The organism is Vibrio sp. J2-4 (assembly GCF_021728155.1).
Classification (GTDB): Bacteria; Pseudomonadota; Gammaproteobacteria; order Enterobacterales; family Vibrionaceae; genus Vibrio; species Vibrio diabolicus.
On record NZ_JAKKCN010000001.1, the window covers coordinates 951,883 to 969,736 of the forward strand.

The following is a 17,854-nucleotide window of genomic DNA, read 5'->3' on the forward strand; positions in this document are numbered from 1 at the left end:
TAGTTTAGTCTACGTCTTTCGCTAGTCTAAGGCCCATGTCAGACATAATGACGGATTGGCTGGCAAAATCGCGGCGATAGTTTTCAGATTCGTCTGCGTCATAAGCAAAGCTGCCGCCACGTACAGACTTGTGTGCAAGGCTTTCTTTTTCCTCTTTTGTGTTTACCGGATTATCACTGGGCGCTGTTTTGTAATAACCTTCGTCAAAAGCATCAATCACAAACTCGCCTACGTTACCTGTCATATCGTACAACCCGAGCTCGTTTGGTTGCTTTTGACCTACCTTATGAGCCTTATTGTGCGAGTTATTCGCATACCAAGCCACATCGTCAATATTGTTTGATCCAGAAAAAGTGAAGCCTTTACTTAAAATTCCGCCTTTAGCGGCAAACTCCCATTCAGCTTCTGTTGGTAGACGGTAATGCTCTCCCGTTTTTTCATTCAATTTCTTAATGAAATAATTGGCTTGTTGCCAACTAATATTATTGACGGGTGTATTTGGATCTCGAAAGTAGCTCAGAGAGGAGCCAGTGACAGCTTCAAAGACCGATTGAGTTACCTCGAATTTTGACAAATAGAATCCATCAACGTTAACAGTGCGAGCTGGGCGCTCTGACTTTTTGGCTGATGGATTATCTGCGCCCATCGTAAACTGCCCACCTTCGACAAGAACCATATCTTGATCGATTTTCTGAGCGAGAGAGTGTGGTGGGGTTGTTGCACACCCATTAATTATCAGCGTGACCGACATGGTTGAGACAAAGGAAATAATCTTACTTTTGGGATGCTTCATTCGGCGACTCCGTCAACGACTTTGGTCAGAAAGTCTAGCAAGCAAAACCATAACAAACGGTTATACACACTATAACAAGCGCCGAGAATAATTGAACATTATCATCACCCTAGGCGATTAACTCGATGATTAGGTTTGACATCATTGGGGACAGGTTAGCAACTAAGAAGGTGATGAATGCACATAATTCAAGGGCCGCAGTTCAACGGAAAAGCATCTAAGCGTTTACATGTGATGGCAAAGCCCATTGGTGCTGCTTGCAACATCGATTGCACTTATTGTTATTACTTAAGCAAACAAGATTTGTTGGAATATAAGCAAGGGTGCTCGCCAATAATGGATGACGAAACCTTAGAGAGCTATATCCGCCAATACATAGAAGGGCAGAACACACCTGAAATTATCTTCTCTTGGCAAGGTGGAGAGCCGACCATGCTGGGGTTGGATTACTTCAAAAGAATTGTTGAACTACAAGATCAATACCGCCCTCATGGTATTACGATCTCTAATGATCTTCAGACTAATGGCACGCTTCTTAATGATGAGTGGTGCGAGTTTCTAAAAGCGAACCACTTTCTTGTCGGTTTAAGCATCGATGGCCCTGAGATGATGCACAACGCTTACCGAACAAATCGAGCGGGAAGAGGCACATTTAAACAAGTGATGAGCGCCGTTGATCTATTACATAAGCATGAAGTGAAGTTTGCAACGCTTACGTGCGTGAACAACTTGACCAGCCGAAACCCATTGGAAGTGTATCGCTTCTTACGAGATGAAGTACGTTCCCCTCAAATGCAGTTTATTCCGATTGTTGAGCAGAAAACTTTCAGAACAACAGCGCCACAAACTTGGAAGCCCAATGAGCAACTAATGCAAGGTGATAAACGTCTGATTCCCGGCCACAAGGATTCAGTTGTCGAGCCATTTTGTGTGGCGGATGAAGCATGGGGTAACTTCCTTATCGCGATATTCAATGAGTGGGTCGTGCATGATATTGGTAACGTTTTTGTACAGTATTTTGAAGCAAGTTTGGAAACATGGATGGGAAGCAAAAACCCACTATGCACGCTAGGTGAAATCTGTGGCAAAGGTTTAGCAATGGAACCAAACGGTGATGTCTTTGCGTGTGACCACTATGTTTACCCGGAATACAAGATCGGAAATATTCACCGCGAAAAACTCGATACTCTCGCTTATAGCCCTGACCAGCAGAAATTCGGGTTTGCTAAAAGTCGTACACTGCCTCAACAGTGTGTTAATTGCGATTATCAGTTTGCATGCTTTGGAGAATGCCCTAAAAACCGCTTTATTCGCACCAGAGAAGGTGAGCCCGGCCTTAACTATCTATGTGCAGGTTGGAAGAAGTTTTTTGCGCATGCCGATAAATCAATGGCGTACATTTTACGAGCGATGGGCAACCCTGTGGTACACGGCAAATACAGTGATAAGGCTTTGCACCTGAAAGCGTCTAATCAACCTGTTTTTGACACTAAGTTCTAAGATTCAACTGGTCCAGTTTTATAAAAGTAAGGTCTCATCAATGCAAAAGATAACGCGTTTTACGAAGTCACTTTTAACTTTCACGCTGAGTGTAGCGTTAAGCCAAGGCGCTTGGGCTCAAGATAAACCTCCGCTCAATTCAGATAGAGTTTCACCCGTTGAGATAGCATCTCAAGAAGAACCAATGACGCTAGTACAGCAAGTCGAAAAGTTGTCTTATGATGCACAAAACAAGAAGTTGTCTTCAGAAAAGCGTATTGATGCTTTACGTGAACTGGCCAACTACCCCAGCCAAAACGCTTTGGTTGCCGTCGCTCGTGGTTTGAAAGATGCAGATGCTGGAATTCGTGAAGCAGCAATTGTAGGAGCTCAACCCTATATGATAGATCATCGCTGGCGTCTGGTTTCCCCGTTGCTAAGTGATGACGATGCAATGGTTCGAATTACCGCAGCGATAAACTTGGTTCGAGATTACGCCAGTTTAAGTTCGGAGCAGCAACAGTCACTTGAAGGCGCGGTGACTGATTTAACATCCTACTTGTCGCAGAAAACTGACAACGTTTCTAGATTACTCCTTGCCGATGTATATCGTTGGCATCGAGAGTGGGACAAAGCGGCATTGATTTATCCAGAGCTAACCAAGCTGATGCCAAGTAACCCCCAAGTCTGGTTAAGCTATGCGGACAATTTTCGAGCGCAACAAAAAGATCGACAAGCTATCCAAGTACTTGATGAAGCAATCACACTTTTTCCTGATAACGCTGCTTTGCATTACTCGAAGTCATTGGCGCTAGTAAGACTTGGTGAGAAGCATGATGCCGCTAGCGAAATTGAAAAGGCCGCTAACATGGCGAAGAACAACAGTTATTTTTGGTACTTAAATGGTGTTCTGCAAGAAGAGTTAGATCTTAAAAAATCTGTGCACGCTTTTGAAAAAGCTTATTTGATCTCTGGCGCGCCGGAGCAGCTTTACGCAGTGTGTGATATCTACATTCGGTACGATAACCCCAAGTCTGAACAGTGTTTAGCGGAACTTAAGAAAGTGGCTCCGGATTATGTGATTGATGAGCTTAATCAGAAAAAGGGACGTCAAAGTACTTCAGAGCAGGTTGACGCCAGCGAACTCAACACTTTATCAGTAAGCTTCTTTAATTAAAGCGTGTTTCTAGTTACAAGGTCACTTTCTGATGTCGTTGCATATGTTGCTCTGAATTGCGCTTGTTAATCGTGAACTATACTTTCATTTGGATTTGCATCCCGTACCTCAATATAAGGAATTAAAATGGCTATAAAGTTAAAGGTGATTGTCCTTGCGACAAGTTTTGCTCTGTCTAGCTATAGCATTGCTGCTGATGTGCAAGATCCTCTGCCGTCATGGAACAACACCGGTGCGAAGCAAGCTATTATGGCGTTTGTTACTAAAACGACGACTCAAGGCTCGGACGCTTATATTCCTGAAAGCCAAAGGATCGCTACGTTTGATAATGACGGGACGCTGTGGGCAGAAAAACCCGTTTATCTACAGCTGTTTTTTGCGATCGATAAAGTGAAAGAGATGGCCTCTGATCATCCTGATTGGAAAACAAAAGAACCTTTTGCTTCGGCAATAAAAGGTGACTTGGAGGGGGTTGGCAAGCAAGGCCTTGAAGGTGTGATGAAGCTTGTTATGGCGACTCACTCTGGAATGTCGACTGATCAGTTCCATCAAGAAGTGAAGGAGTGGATGAAAACGGCCGTTCATCCTACGACGGGAAAGCCATACACTGAAATGGTTTATCAACCGATGCTTGAGTTACTCGACTACTTGAGAGCAAATGACTACCAGACCTATATAATTTCTGGGGGTGGCATTGATTTCATGCGTGTTTGGGCACCAGAAGTATACGGGATCCCAACGCAAAATATCGTTGGGACGACATTAAAAGCGGAGTATCAGGTTGTTGATGGAAAGCCAGCGATTCAACGCTTGCCAGAAATTGATTTTGTGAATGATAAAGCGGTGAAGCCTGTCACGATTCAGAACTTCATTGGCAAGCGCCCGGTGATGGCATTTGGTAATTCTGACGGTGACTTACAAATGCTAGAGTGGACTAAAGCGGGGTCTGGCCCACGATTTTCAGCGGTTATCCATCACACGGATGACAAGCGTGAATGGGCGTATGATAAAGACTCTCACGTGGGGAAATTAGACAAATCATTTAAAGTGGGTGAAGAGCAAGGTTGGCTGTTTGTCGATATGAAACAAGATTGGAATCAAGTTTTTAAAGAAGCGATGAAAAAGTAGCGACCCAGCCAACGTAAACACTACACCAAACATTTTGTGATAGGGGGTGATGAGCAAAACGCTCTTCATCTCCTCAACTTAACAATTCTGTTTGGTATCAGCATAAGCAAATATTGCGTGCGTCCGTATTGGTTATTTGAATGCTGTGTGGCATTATTGCTTAAAACCACTTAAGTGAATTTAAGTAATGACGCAAGAAGAGCGATTGATAGAGCTCAGAGCCAAGCTAGAGCTACAAAACAAAATAACGTTATCGGAAGTTTGCGAGTATTTTGGCATCTCGCGAGATTCAGCGCGTCGAGACTTAGTTAAGTTGAGCCAACTACCGGGATTACAAAGAATCCGAGGTGGCGTCATGCTTGCCCCGATATCTTCCTCTACAGAAGCGTACTCTAATCGACCAATTAGTGACACTAAACATCGCCTCGCTCAAGCGGCCGCTAAGCTTTTGGGTGAGCGTGACCACCTTGTTATTGATACCAGTACTATCTTATCTCTGCTCCCACTTTACGTAGAAAAAGCACGCTGTGAAGAAGATAAGCTCAACGTGGTCACCAACAGTATTGACGTACTGCTCGCTGCTGAAAAAAGTGAATCAATGGACGTCCATTTCTTAGGTGGACACTTTGACCCCTACGCCAGAGCGATCTTGGGTGCACAAGCAGAACAGCAAATGAAGCAATATCATGTGAATAAGGCGTTTATTGGTGTGTGCGCGTTGTCATCCCGAGGGTTGACGACAAATAATGAGCTAGAAGCAACCATGAAACAAGCCATGATAGAGCAAGCTCAACAAGTCATTGTCGTTTGTGAATCCCGCAAAATTGGAAGCGATAATTTTCACCATGTATGTAATTTGTCAAAGATCGACATCGTTATTACCGATCATGCTCCTCAATCAGATTTTCAACAACTTCTCGACCACAATGATATTGAATGTATTGTTGTTTCACCGAAATAAGGAATCTTAGTATGGCTTACGATCCCGTAAAGACCGCCGTGATTGGTTACGGATATTCAGCAAAAACTTTCCACTTACCCTTCATTAAAGCACTGCCAAACTTGATGTTGAGCGCAATAAGTTCTCGTCAACAGGAAGCGGTCCAAAATGATTGGCCAGATGCTCAGTGGTTTGCTGATGCCAATACTTTACTTGATGACAGTGACGCTGAGCTTGTGATCATCACTGCGCCAAATGACGTGCACTACGAGCTCGCAAAGCGCGCGTTGAACAATGGCAAACATGTCATTGTCGAAAAACCGTTTGTAACGCGCATAGAAGATGGGAATGAGTTGATCGCCTTAGCAGAAGAAAAAGGATTGGTTCTGAGCGTTTTTCATAATAGGCGTTGGGATGGCGACTTTCTCACCGTTAAATCGCTCATCGAACAAGGTAAGTTAGGTGATGTGAGGCTGTTTGAGTCGCACTTTGATCGCTACCGTCCTGAAGTTCGTCAACGCTGGCGAGAGCAGGCTCAAGATGGCGGTGGTATTTTATTCGATCTTGCTCCCCATCTTCTCGATCAGGCCTTGGTGTTATTTGGTTTGCCAGACGCGATAGACGCACAGTGTCGAATGATGCGTCCGGGCGCGACGACGATTGATTACTACAACTTAGTGCTTCATTACCCAGATCATATTGTGCATTTACATTCAAACTTATACAGCCCAGAACCAAACCTGCGTTATAAAGTATTGGGTACTGAGGCTAAATATGAAAAATACGGATTAGATCCTCAAGAAGGTTACTTAAAAGAAGGCCGATTACCGGAGAACGATGCTTGGTCAGAAGAGGACGAGGCGCTATACGGTGTCCGCTACGACGAAGACGGTGCGCAAACTATTAAAACGGAGAGAGGTGCGTATCAAGCTTATTTTGTTGGTGTAGCAAATGCCATTCGTTTGGGTACTGATAACCCGGTTCCTGCCGTTCAAGCAGTACAGAATATCGCTCTGATTGAGATGGCATTGGAAAGCAGTAAAACGGGTAAAACGATTCAGGTGAAATCGTGAGCTTAACGCTTGAGCTCGTCGCTCAACAAGAGCATGAGCTTCAATTGAAAGAGTTTAACCATCAAGTTGCGTGGTCTATTGGTTTAGCTTTAAAAGAAGCGGCGGAAGCCTGTGACGCGGCTGTGGCTATTGAGGTCTACGGTTTTGGACAAACGCTATTTCAATACGCGATGACAGGAACGTGCGCTGACCATTTGGATTGGGTTCGTAGAAAGCGAAACTCAGTATTGAGATATGGTCACAGCTCTTACTACCTCTCGCTGTACAATAAGCAAAAGCAGCGTGATTTTGAAAATCAGCCACATCTCGATGCGCGTGAGTATCGTGCTCATGGCGGCGCGTTCCCAATTCGAATCTTGGGTTCTGGTTTAGTTGGGGTTGTGACGGTATCGGGTTTACCGCAGTTAGATGATCATCAGCTTGTTGTCGATGTATTAAAGGCAATGGTAATGACCAGCACAGAGCTTGCTTAAAGTTGTGCGATATTACAGTGGCACGGCATTTATTTTGTGTCACTGAATTCTCTTATTAGCTCATTTTGCGTCCTATTATGTGAGAAAATATTTAATATTGCTCCCAACTTCCTACCTGAAAATTAAATCGATTTCATATAACCTATACGCTCATTCATACAAAAAGCCATCGAAGCTGGCAGTTGGCAAATGTCCTTTAGAAGAAAAGAAAAACTTAATCTTAGAAACCTTATTGTAATCCTGTGTGTTTTCAGTGTGCTTGTCACTTTGATCAATGCGTTTTATTCGATCTATCGAGTGCAACGAGATCTCATCATCAATAACACGTTAGAGTCCAACCGCGTTTATGCGCAAAAAATGTCAGAAATGACGGACTCTTTCATAGAAAGCTCAATGTCGCAGCTAAAATACAGTGCGAACTTGCTAAAAGATAAGATGCACGATGCTCAGTTTCTTGACGAAGAGGCGGAGAGGCTGAGAAAGCAAACCAAATCATTCAACTCTGTGGTTGTCGTTAATGCGAAAGGCGTCATTATTTCTGTATCACCAGAGACACTTCAGGTGAAAGGTGTAAAGCTCGTTGGTGAAAGAAAACGTCAATCTTTAAATGCTCAAGCGCCCGTTGTCACTGAGCCATTCATCTCACCCGCAGGAAATTATCTGTTAACGATCTCATACCCTATATTTTCTCAGTCCAATGAATATTTAGGCTATATCGGCGGTACTATCTATTTAGAGAAGGACAATATTCTTGCGGAATTACTTAGCCAGCATGCTTACAAAGATGGCTCTTTCCTTTACGTTGTGGACGAAAGCAATACGCTGATCTACCACCCAGATAAATCGCGGGTTGGTGAAGTGATCAACGATAATATGGCAATTAACGCCGTGACAATGGGTCAGCGTGGTAACAAAGAAATTGTGAACTCTCGCGGTGTTGAAATGCTAGCAGGGTATGCACCAGTTGAATCATCAGGGTGGGGAATTGTCGCTCAGCGCCCGAAATCAATGACGTTAATGGTGCTAGATGAGCAGATGTGGAGTGTATTTTTCAAATCGATTCCAATTGGTTTATTAACTCTGCTGTTGATCTGGTTCTTCTCTCTACTTATTTCAAGACCATTATGGCAACTGGCTGGCGCTGTTCGAGGAGTGGAAGAACACTCTTCATCCATCGATGATTTGAAGCTGGTTAAGTCTTGGTATTTTGAGGCTTCACATTTGAAGCTCAGTTTCCTCAAAGCGTTTGGTATCGTTTCAAAAACCATTGATAAGCTGCAACTGGATACGCTAACAGACGCGATGACTGGGTTGTTAAATCGACGCGGCTTAGACAAAGTTCTAGGCTTGTTTAAGCAAGAAAACACCGCTTTTTCTATTTTAGCTTTGGATATTGATCATTTTAAGAGCGTCAATGATAACTATGGTCATGATGTGGGTGACAATCTACTCAAAGAATTCGCTCAGTTGATGAAAGAGCAAGCCCGAGCGAATGATCATCTTTGCCGTTCCGGTGGGGAAGAGTTCATGATGTTCCTTGAAGCGACGGATGTTCATCACGCGGTTGATGTCGCAGAGCGGATTAGGCATAACGTAGAAAAACACGATTTCCTGGTCGTTGGTAAGGTAACGGTATCACTTGGAGTTTCTCACTGGAAAGGCAACGATATGCCAATTGAAGCGGTAATGAAAGACGCTGACAACGCTCTGTATAAAGCAAAACGCAACGGAAGAAACAGAACCGAGTTAGGTGAAGACGCACAATAGGTATAGTGCTATGCGCTGAACGTAAAACGCGCCAGTTACCAAGCTTTTGTTTTACTCGTTGGCGTAGCCGCTACCAATTGCTCTAAATGGCAAGTCGAGTTCTAACTCCGGAATTTGCTTGCCCACCCAAGCCGGGAATGTATTGCTATTTGGTCCTGGAAACAACGTGTATTCTTCAGCCCAAGGGTATTGGTTGATAACGCTTTGTATTTTGGGGATAAGTTTATCGGCTTTTTCACCTTGTATTGAGAGTATTTTTTCTGGCTTCGCACCATACCAGTAGCGATCTGGTGTGCCCGTTTGGTATTGATACAGAGCGGGTTGTCCACGATTCACGCGCCACCCGACCACTTCATACACGGTATATTCGTTCGCATTTTCAGGCTTTATCGCAAACCAAGTGTGCACCGCAAACCAGCCTCGCCAACCAAATGCATCTGCGGCATAAAACTCAATTACGGCATGTTTCACATTGGAAGGGTCAGGCGCGATACCGGCAGGTTCTCTGCTTGCGGTACGCCAATCTCCTTGAGTGCATCCACCCATCAAAGCTGCGATTGATATCAAGCCAACTTTTAATAGATGAGTAAAACTGAGAGAGTTTTTCATTGATCGCTCCTAGACCAACCGATGTTGGAAATGCTTTATTGATTTTAGCTATAAAATAGGTGTAAGCCTTATTGTTAAATCTTCCCTTCGTTAAAAAGAAGGGAAGGCTAGCGCCACAATATCGGATCATACGTAATAATGAGGTAAGCAGATTTGTAACATGCGGCATAGACAATATTGTCTCTCTCTATTAACTTGCTTAGTTGCGTATGAAAAAGTAAGAGCTTGTACGTATATTGCTTACATTGTTTATTACTTTTAAATTCAATAAAAACAATTACTTGGGTGTTGTTGGTGGCGATTAAATAGGCTGGTTTATCCTCAGATGTATTGTGATTTCCCCATTTTTAGCGGAATTTTATCGTACATCCTTTTACTGTATTTAGAGACTTGCGTACACCTGTGGCACAATGGGCGATTACGGAAGGAGTGCTGTTTGGTAATGCAAATGGCAGAAAAATAACTAGAAATTGAATAACCAATGTTTAAATCAAAAAGTATACTTGCATTATGCACGTTCGCATTTGGCTGTTTTGCCAATCAAGATAGTGAACCAACGTCCGTTGTACTGAACTATGGTGACTCTTCACTCAGCGCTGATATTCAAGCAAATCGAAAATTTCATGTGGTTCAAGATAATGAAAGTGAACATGTGGAGTTTTCTGGAGGAGTCACGAAGGAATATTCCGATTACATTGTGAATATACATATCATCAGAAAAAGCAAAATACGCAGATCAAGTCGAGAGCTAAATACCACCGTATTGATGAACAGCGATCAGCTTGAAAAGCCTTTAGTGGTTGGTATTGAAAATGATGAATTCACCAGTATTACTTTGCGTTAATACTTGGTATTTATCGAATAGGAATGGTTGAACCGATGCTCTCAATACGTCGCTATCGTACAGAGGATGCTCCAATATTGTGGACACTTTTTTACCACACTGTACGAGTCATTAATCGTCGCGATTATACCGAATCACAAGTTTCAGCTTGGGCCCCATCAGATTTTGATCTCAATTCATGGCAACGCACAATGGATGCTATTCAACCCTATATCGCGGAAATAGAAGGGCAGGTCGTTGGCTATTGTGATTTGCAAAGTGACGGCTTGATTGACCATTTCTTTTGTCACCATGAATATCAAGGCCAAGGTATTGGTCGTGATTTGATGTCTTTTCTATTTTCACAGGCGAAAGTACAGGGGATAGAGCGACTGTACTCTGAGGTGAGTATCACTGCACGACCTTTCTACGAGAAAATGGGGTTCACAGTTAAGGTTCAGCAACGTGCTGAAGTTAGGGGAGAAACCTTAACTAACTTTATGATGGAAAAGTATATTTCACTGAAATCGTGAGCATTTAGTGAGCTTGAACACAGATATAAAATGTTTTCCAATGTGAAAACAAGTTCATTGATCTCGCACCAAAGTTTTGTTTGAAAACAGTGTGCATAATCTTCTCTGGAACAAGCCATTACTGCATTTTTCGTCTCTGAAGGCTTAGTCAGAGCCTAAAAGCCTCGGTATTGCGGTGGGTAATGGCGTTCCAAACGCCAAACGTGTCTGGCTAACCATCTCAGGAAGAGAAGTAGTACTATGCGCCCTTATCTCAAATACATTATTCCAACATTGATACCATTGCTTATTTGGTTAATGCCCCTCTCTGCATTCCCATTTGATGGCATTACTATCGTCCAGCAGAGAGTGATCGCAATCTTCTTGCTTGCTGCACTCTGCTGGGTGTTTGAACCTATTCCAATCTACGCGACTTCGGTCGTTATCATTGTGCTCGAACTATTGCTTGTTTCGAATAAAAGCATCGTACTTTTTCGCTTGCAAGAAGGGCAGCCACATTTTGGTGAGCTGTTGCAATATAACGAGATAATGGCGACTTTCGCTAGCCCGATTATTATGCTGTTTCTCGGCGGGTTCTTCTTAGCTATGGCGGCGACAAAGTACAGGCTGGATGTCAACTTAGCGCGCGTGTTGCTAAAACCATTTGGGCAAAACCCAAAGTTCGTTATGTTGGGTTTGATGTTGATCACCGCTGTCTTTTCCATGTTTATGTCAAACACCGCAACAACAGCGATGATGTTGTCGATTCTAACCCCTGTGATTGCGGTATTTGGGCCTAAAGATCCCGGTCGAATTGCGTTTGCCTTGTGTATTCCTGTTGCCGCCAACATTGGTGGTATTGGTACACCAATCGGCACGCCCCCGAATGCTATCGCGCTGAAATATTTGGTTGGTGATAACTTAATTACGTTTGGTGAATGGATGGTCTTTGGCGTGCCATTCGTCATTGTGATGATGGCGCTAGCGTGGTTTCTGATTGGCTTTTTGTATAAAGCCGAGCAAACCACCATTGATCTGAATATTAAGAGCAAGTTTTTGAAAACACCAAAAGCGATGATTGTCTATGTCACCTTCGCAGGTACGATTATTCTCTGGTTGATGGGGTCAGCACATGGGATGAACTCTTACACAGTGGCATTAATTCCGGTCGCGGTATTCTCATTGACGGGCATTATCAACAAGGAAGATTTGAAGAAAATTTCTTGGGACGTGCTTTGGTTGGTGTCAGGTGGTATCGCTCTGGGTCTTGCTCTGGATAAAACAGGGCTTGCGAAGCTGGTGGTACACAGTATTCCGTTTGATCAGTTCTCGCCATATGTGGTCTTGTTTGGTGCGGCGTTCTTGTGCTTGTTAATGGCAAACTTTATGTCGCATACGGCCACTGCAAACTTACTTATGCCGATTATGGCTGCGCTAGGTACCTCGATGACTTCGTTAACGCCATTGGGTGGAGAAGTGACGCTGATCTTAGTCGTGACATTTGCCGCGTCACTCGGTATGTCGTTACCAATCAGTACGCCACCAAACGCGTTAGCTCATGCTACTGGGCATGTCGAAAGCAGCCAAATGGCTCGTATCGGTGCAGTACTGGGCGTGATTGGTGTATTACTTAGTTTTGTTATGGTTTGGATTTTACATACCGTTGGGCATATTGGGTAACCCATGTACGAAACGAAACTAGATGCGTTAGTACAACGCTATTTTAACCATCTTGAACGCCGATTAACGGTTTTATCCGGATCGGTGCTGATCGAGCAAGCTGGCTACAACGATCGGTTGTACTACGTGCTTTCAGGAGAGTTGGCTGGCTATTATGCGGAAGACGACAAGAAGCCAATTCAGGTATTTTCTGCGTCTCAAGGTGCGTTTATTGGCGTACATAGTTTCTTTTCTGGTACATGGACGGCCTCTTCGACAGTTATTGCTCAAACCGACGTTGAACTGGCTTGGATACAGCGTGATACGCCCGCGGTGGAAGAGGCGACATACGGACCATTGACGACACAATTTATGCCTGTGATGGTGAACGAATTATCTCGGCGTCAACGGCGTGCAATGCAAGAGGCCTTAGCTAAAGAAAAAGCGTTGCAAAAGCTTCATACCGCAGAGCAAATGACAACGTTAGGACAGCTTGCCGCGGGTATTGCTCATGAGTTGAACAATGCTATTGGTGTGGTAAGCAGTAAATCTGAGCGACTCGAGTCGGTCATCATGGAATTGCTTGAAGAAGTTCATCCGGAAGCGAGTCAGTTTTTTGATTTTGGTTTGATGCAAGGACAGAAAGTCTCTTCCAGCGAAGCGAGAAAGCGGGGGCGTCACTTCGAAAAATATTACGGCTTACCTAAGGATCTCGCGCGTGATCTCGCTCGTGCCGTTCCAAATAATTTCCTGTCGGAGCATTGGTTAAAAAGACCCGAAGAAGCGATACGTTTCTGGCAAATGGGGCGAGACCTTCATGATTTGCGTATTGCCTCTAAACATACTGTTGGCATTGTACGTTCAGTGAAACAATTGGGGCGTACGGATATCGACTTGGATGAAGCTTTTAATATTAATGACTCAATCAATCGAGCGCTGGCCCTATTGCAAAGTGACTTAAGACGCGTGAGCGTACGTTTTAGCCCAGCGGAGTTGCCGGACTTTGTTGGCTCTCAAACCGAACTCGTCCAAGTTTGGGTCAATATTTTAAAGAATGCGTGTGATGCACTTGGTCAAACCGAAGATCCGGGGATCGAAATACATACTCGAGAGAGTAAGGGGAAAATTTTGGTCACGATTGCTAACAACGGACCAGAAATCGATGAAGCGACACGCAGAAAAATTTTCCGGCCAAACTTCACCACTAAAAAGGGTGGGTTGTCGTTTGGTTTAGGATTAGGGCTGTCGATTGTGAAACGCATTATCGCCGGATATAACGGCTCTATTGTGGTAAAGAGCGACAGTGAAAAAACAATTTTTAGAATCAAGTTACCAGTAGAGGGTGAACATGGAGAAGCTTAATGTAATTTGCGTTGATGACCAACGAGAGGTATTAAGCGCGGTTCTACAAGATTTAGAGCCGTTACATCAGTGGTTGAATATCGAAGACTGCGAATCCGCAGGTGAGGTTCTAGAACTGATGGATGAGCTTGATGCAGAAGGCGAGATGATCGCATTAATAATTTCCGATCATGTCATGCCAGGTAAAACAGGAGTGGAACTACTGACAGAGGTATCAAAAGACAGTCGTTTTGTTCGCACACGTAAAGTGCTTCTGACGGGGCAGGCGACACACACGGATACCATTAATGCGATTAACTCCGCAGGTATTGATCGCTACTTTGAGAAGCCATGGCAAGCGAGCCAATTGATTGAGTGCGTTAGAAACTTGGTGACTCAATATATCTTTGATATGGGCTTAGATTACACTCAATATCACGAACACTTAGATCAGGGTGTTGTTTTTGAGCGCCTACGTTAATCAAGGCTCTCTAAGGTTGTTTTCGTCACGGCCAGTTAGTGTCTGAAATTTACTGTGAGTAGTTCAGCATGCTTAACGTGGCCGTGCGGAATAGCGTTAATTCTGGGATTATTTCGCCGAAGAACGGTTTAGCTCAATGAATAGCGACTGGCACTGGCAACAGAGAGTGGTTTAGAGAACCAATAACCTTGCAAATAATCGACGCCCATCTCGGAAAAGAAGTCAGACATTTTTGCGTCTTCGATGCCTTCTATCACCACTTCAATATTATTTTCCTGACACATAGTGATAAGAAACTTCAAATACTCTTGAGAAGAGCGATTGGTCAGTGTCTTCCATGCCATCGACTTATCAATTTTGATTTGTGTCATCGGCAAGTCGAAGAAGCTATTTAATGAACTGTAACCAGAGCCAAAGTCATCGAGCGAGAGTGCAAAACCTAACTCCCTGAGCGTGCTTAGGGGGGCAATAGCCGTCTGGTTATTATCCAAAATAAACGTTTCTGTCAGTTCCAAAACAATGGACTCGGGGTCAACGCCTGCTTCATCCGCCATGGCTTTAATTCGCGTAGGGAATTCGCTGTTCATCAACTGAAGTACAGAAACGTTCACGTTAACACGAACTTGGTTTTGGTAACGTTCACGGTAGTTTTTGATGAATTCACACGCTTTGGCAAATACTTGATATCCCAGTTCGACGATCAATCCTTTGTTCTCTGCTACAGGGATAAACTCGTCGGGATAAATTTCGCCAAACTCTTTGCTACGCCAGCGCACTAGTGATTCGAAGCTCACCACTTTTGAGCTTTTGGCGTCAATAATTGGCTGGAACTTAACACTTAATGTCTGTTTTTCTAGCGCACTTTTAAGACCTTGCTCAATAAAGAAGTAGCGATCAACGGCATGCTGCGTCTTCTCACTGTAGACCGCGACGCGGTCTCTATTTTGTTCGCTCGCGTACTGACAAGTTCTTGCCGCTTTACGTAAAATTTCCTCTGCGGAGTGGCTAGGGTCAATACAAGGATACAAACCAATGCTAATGTTGCTACCTAGGTATTGGCCTTCTTCAATCACCGCTTCATGGTAGGTTTGTTTTAAACTTTCAGCGTAACTCTGTAGCGCTTCTATTGAGCACTCATCGTGAATCAAAATCGCAAAGTCATCATCATGCACGCGATACACCGAGCTGTTTGGAGAGGGCAAGTGACTGAGAGTTTGTAGCAACTTCTCTACTAACCCATCGACCAGTTCACTGCCATATTGATTCAAGTAAGATTTGATGTCTTCGATCTGAATATAACAAATAGACGCGCAAGAATCGGTGGTACGTACACTGTCCTCGATATCCAGCAAGAGATGGGCGCGGTTAGCCATGCCTGACGCGTTGTCATGAAATGCAACTTGATGGATGTAACTTTCCATCAGCTTACGCTCAGAAATATCGCGATGGCTGCCAACCATGTAATGGCCATGTTCTGTTTCTTTGGTCATGGCTACGCCTTCTATCCAGACGTATTGTCCATTGGGTTTACGCACTCGGTAAGTGGTTGTAACCCTCTTATTGTTGGTCGTGATGTGCGCATCGACCCTTGTGGACAGCCTTTCTCGATCAAGAGGATGAACAAGCTCTAACCACTGCTCTAAACTGATTCGGCCAGCGTTAATACCGAGCTGTTCATAGAAGCCTTTGTTGTAAAATACCATGGTACCAAACTCATCCATGTAGAAGAGGCCTTCGTTAAATACGTCGAAGATATGAATGAATCGTTCTTCAACGATTTTCAGGAACTCTCGGTCACTATCTGAGGCTTGTTGGTCAAATATGGTGGTCAAGATATTTCCTCCTCGAGCGTGTTAGCATCAGAGATGAGTGTGTGGGGGTGATAACATAGAGTTGATCTGTTGGCGTACATTACAATCACAAAAGTATCAGTTCAAATTGTTTGGCTATCATTTTATGCGCTACTAGGTTAATAACATACTAAGATTAGGCGGCTAATCATCGACATTTATAAAAAATAGTCAACAGTAAAAATCATTTATAAAATACAGTTATTGATGCAGTCCGCAATCTATAAATATTTATGAATAATTATCCTCAAGTTATTTTAAGACGTGTCGGTTAGAGGTTCTGCTCTTGAGTGTCATATCTGTATATTTGCTAGGCTAAAGACCATAATAACAAAAAGGGCTTAGTGATCGCGATGGGTTATTAATTGACAGGATGCTCATTAATAGTAATCAATTCTAATTTATTATCACGCCAATTAATCAAATCTCTTATAATACTGCCGTTAATATCGAGTAAGCTTTCTTTTTATGCAGTACGATCCAAAAAATTCAATCAAAATTGCGCTCGCTGATGTCGGCGTTGGTATGTTTGTTACCGCGATAGAGCACAACAAGCGCGTAAATTTAGCCAATGCAGGGCGGATATCTAGCCCAGAGGGCATTAAGAAGCTTACCGCGAGCGGCGTGAAGTATGTTTGGGTAGATCAAACATTATCTTCTCAGAAGTGTGTCTTTAAGCCTGTGGATGAATCCATTGTTGCCGTAGAAGAAGAGCGAGAGCCCAAGCCCTCTGACTTTTCGAAGGTTCAACGCGCTTATCGCTCGAGAGATGTTCAACATAAACGAGCCAAAAAGCTAATTGCGGAAGCAAAAGATCTGGCGCAGAAACTATTGAATCAAACTTTTGAAGGCAAAATCATTGAAGTTGATGAGGTAGAAGCTTGGGCCGATGATGTCATTGAAAGCGTTTTTATCGACTCAGATGCGTTGCAATGTGTTTCTGCACTCCGAAAAAAAGACTCCTACTTGTTGGAACACTCCGTCAATGTGGCTTGCCTTTTAGTGTCATTTGGTAAGTACTTGGGGTTAGATAAGCAGACATTAAAGCAGCTCGCTATTGGTGGCATCATTCATGATGTAGGTAAAATTAAAGTTGATGACAAGATTTTGCATAAACCAGCAAAGCTAACACCTGAAGAGTTTGAACACATGAAGCTACATCAAGTGTTCGCTGGTGAGATTATTCTCCATGTAAAGGGCCTTAGTGATGTGAGTCGCGATGTCTGTTTGATGCATCATGAGAAGTTAGATGGCAATGGCTACCCTAGAGGCTTGAAGGGCGATGAGATTCCGATTCACGGCCGCATGAGTTGTATTGTTGATATTTACGATGCGTTGACGGCCGATCGCTGCTACAAAAAAGGCATGAGCTCAGCAGAAGCGTTTAAAATCTTGTTGAGTTTAACGCCATTTCATTTAGATGCAGACCTAGTCTACAAGTTCATTAATTGCGTTGGGATGTACCCAGTGGGCTCTATTGTTGAGTTGAGTGATGGGCGTGTTGGTATTGTTTGGTCCTCAAATGACTCTCAAGCTTTAAAGCCAGAAGTGAAGTGTTTTTACTCACGCAAATATCAGCGTTATATCGATGTGGCGATGGTCGATTTGAAAAATAGCCTACACAAAATAGAAAGAGCAGTCGCTCCGTCATCGTTAGAAATCGATCCCAAGCCTTTTTATGATTAAGAAAAATAAACATGCTTTACAACCTTGCATGCAGAGCGTATTTTTATTGCATAACTATCTATT

At 43.5% G+C, this 17,854-nt stretch carries 16 protein-coding genes; 13 read left to right on the forward strand and 3 right to left on the reverse strand.

All coding sequences use genetic code 11. The annotated features are described in order from the left end of the window. Nucleotides 1–4: 4 nt before the first annotated feature. A complete protein-coding gene (locus tag L3V32_RS04375; RefSeq protein ID WP_104974157.1) occupies nt 5–793 on the reverse strand; it encodes an SUMF1/EgtB/PvdO family nonheme iron enzyme in 789 nt (262 codons plus the stop codon). Between the two features lie 177 nt (nt 794–970). On the opposite strand from L3V32_RS04375, the gene L3V32_RS04380 reads away from it, so the two are divergent. The 7 genes from L3V32_RS04380 (at nt 971) to L3V32_RS04410 (ending at nt 8,830) form a co-directional block, all read left to right on the forward strand. Next, nucleotides 971–2,293 (forward strand): anaerobic sulfatase maturase, encoded by a 1,323-nt coding sequence (locus tag L3V32_RS04380; RefSeq protein WP_237283870.1) that lies wholly within the window; start codon nt 971–973, stop codon nt 2,291–2,293. 40 nt (nt 2,294–2,333) lie between these two features. Continuing rightward, entirely contained in the window at nt 2,334–3,449 is a 1,116-nt protein-coding gene (locus tag L3V32_RS04385; RefSeq protein WP_237283871.1) for a HEAT repeat domain-containing protein, read from the forward strand. Between the two features lie 126 nt (nt 3,450–3,575). Then, nucleotides 3,576–4,577 (forward strand): HAD family phosphatase, encoded by a 1,002-nt coding sequence (locus tag L3V32_RS04390; protein WP_237283872.1) that lies wholly within the window; start codon nt 3,576–3,578, stop codon nt 4,575–4,577. Between the two features lie 187 nt (nt 4,578–4,764). Beyond that, nucleotides 4,765–5,538, forward strand: coding sequence for a DeoR/GlpR family DNA-binding transcription regulator (locus L3V32_RS04395; RefSeq protein WP_237283873.1), 774 nt, complete (start codon nt 4,765–4,767; stop codon nt 5,536–5,538). An 11-nt stretch (nt 5,539–5,549) separates the two neighbouring features. Next, nucleotides 5,550–6,590, forward strand: a complete 1,041-nt coding sequence (locus tag L3V32_RS04400) for an oxidoreductase (protein ID WP_237283874.1) — start codon at nt 5,550–5,552, stop codon at nt 6,588–6,590. Beyond that, complete coding sequence (locus L3V32_RS04405; protein WP_237283875.1) at nt 6,587–7,063, forward strand: heme-degrading domain-containing protein; 477 nt, start codon at nt 6,587–6,589, stop codon at nt 7,061–7,063. Before L3V32_RS04400 ends, L3V32_RS04405 begins: the two co-directional genes overlap by 4 nt. Nucleotides 7,064–7,252: 189 nt before the next feature. Further along, nucleotides 7,253–8,830, forward strand: coding sequence for a sensor domain-containing diguanylate cyclase (locus L3V32_RS04410; RefSeq protein ID WP_047008725.1), 1,578 nt, complete (start codon nt 7,253–7,255; stop codon nt 8,828–8,830). Between the two features lie 51 nt (nt 8,831–8,881). On the opposite strand, the gene L3V32_RS04415 is transcribed toward L3V32_RS04410, so the two are convergent. Continuing rightward, nucleotides 8,882–9,439 carry a DUF3750 domain-containing protein gene (locus L3V32_RS04415; RefSeq protein ID WP_012841873.1) on the reverse strand — a complete coding sequence of 186 codons (558 nt, stop codon included), beginning with the start codon at nt 9,437–9,439 and terminating at the stop codon, nt 8,882–8,884. A 481-nt stretch (nt 9,440–9,920) separates the two neighbouring features. Between L3V32_RS04415 and L3V32_RS04420 the strand changes: the two genes are divergently transcribed. From L3V32_RS04420 to L3V32_RS04440, 5 genes are all read left to right on the forward strand, one after another. Continuing rightward, nucleotides 9,921–10,283, forward strand: a complete 363-nt coding sequence (locus L3V32_RS04420; RefSeq protein ID WP_046875214.1) for a hypothetical protein — start codon at nt 9,921–9,923, stop codon at nt 10,281–10,283. 35 nt (nt 10,284–10,318) lie between these two features. Continuing rightward, nucleotides 10,319–10,795: a GNAT family N-acetyltransferase gene (locus L3V32_RS04425; protein WP_048626344.1), complete on the forward strand. Its 477-nt coding sequence runs from the start codon at nt 10,319–10,321 to the stop codon at nt 10,793–10,795. Nucleotides 10,796–11,035: 240 nt separating this feature from the next. Next, nucleotides 11,036–12,454, forward strand: a complete 1,419-nt coding sequence (locus L3V32_RS04430) for a DASS family sodium-coupled anion symporter (protein ID WP_005394158.1) — start codon at nt 11,036–11,038, stop codon at nt 12,452–12,454. 3 nt (nt 12,455–12,457) lie between these two features. After that, entirely contained in the window at nt 12,458–13,795 is a 1,338-nt protein-coding gene (locus L3V32_RS04435) for a sensor histidine kinase (protein WP_005394159.1), read from the forward strand. Next, nucleotides 13,782–14,255 (forward strand): response regulator, encoded by a 474-nt coding sequence (locus tag L3V32_RS04440; protein WP_237283876.1) that lies wholly within the window; start codon nt 13,782–13,784, stop codon nt 14,253–14,255. The genes L3V32_RS04435 and L3V32_RS04440 overlap by 14 nt, the downstream gene beginning before the upstream one ends. A 128-nt stretch (nt 14,256–14,383) precedes the next feature. Here L3V32_RS04440 and L3V32_RS04445 read toward each other — a convergent pair whose 3' ends face one another. Beyond that, nucleotides 14,384–16,087, reverse strand: coding sequence for a bifunctional diguanylate cyclase/phosphodiesterase (locus L3V32_RS04445; protein WP_237283877.1), 1,704 nt, complete (start codon nt 16,085–16,087; stop codon nt 14,384–14,386). Between the two features lie 486 nt (nt 16,088–16,573). Between L3V32_RS04445 and L3V32_RS04450 the strand changes: the two genes are divergently transcribed. Continuing rightward, nucleotides 16,574–17,791 carry an HD-GYP domain-containing protein gene (locus L3V32_RS04450; protein WP_109168384.1) on the forward strand — a complete coding sequence of 406 codons (1,218 nt, stop codon included), beginning with the start codon at nt 16,574–16,576 and terminating at the stop codon, nt 17,789–17,791. Nucleotides 17,792–17,854: the final 63 nt, after the last annotated feature.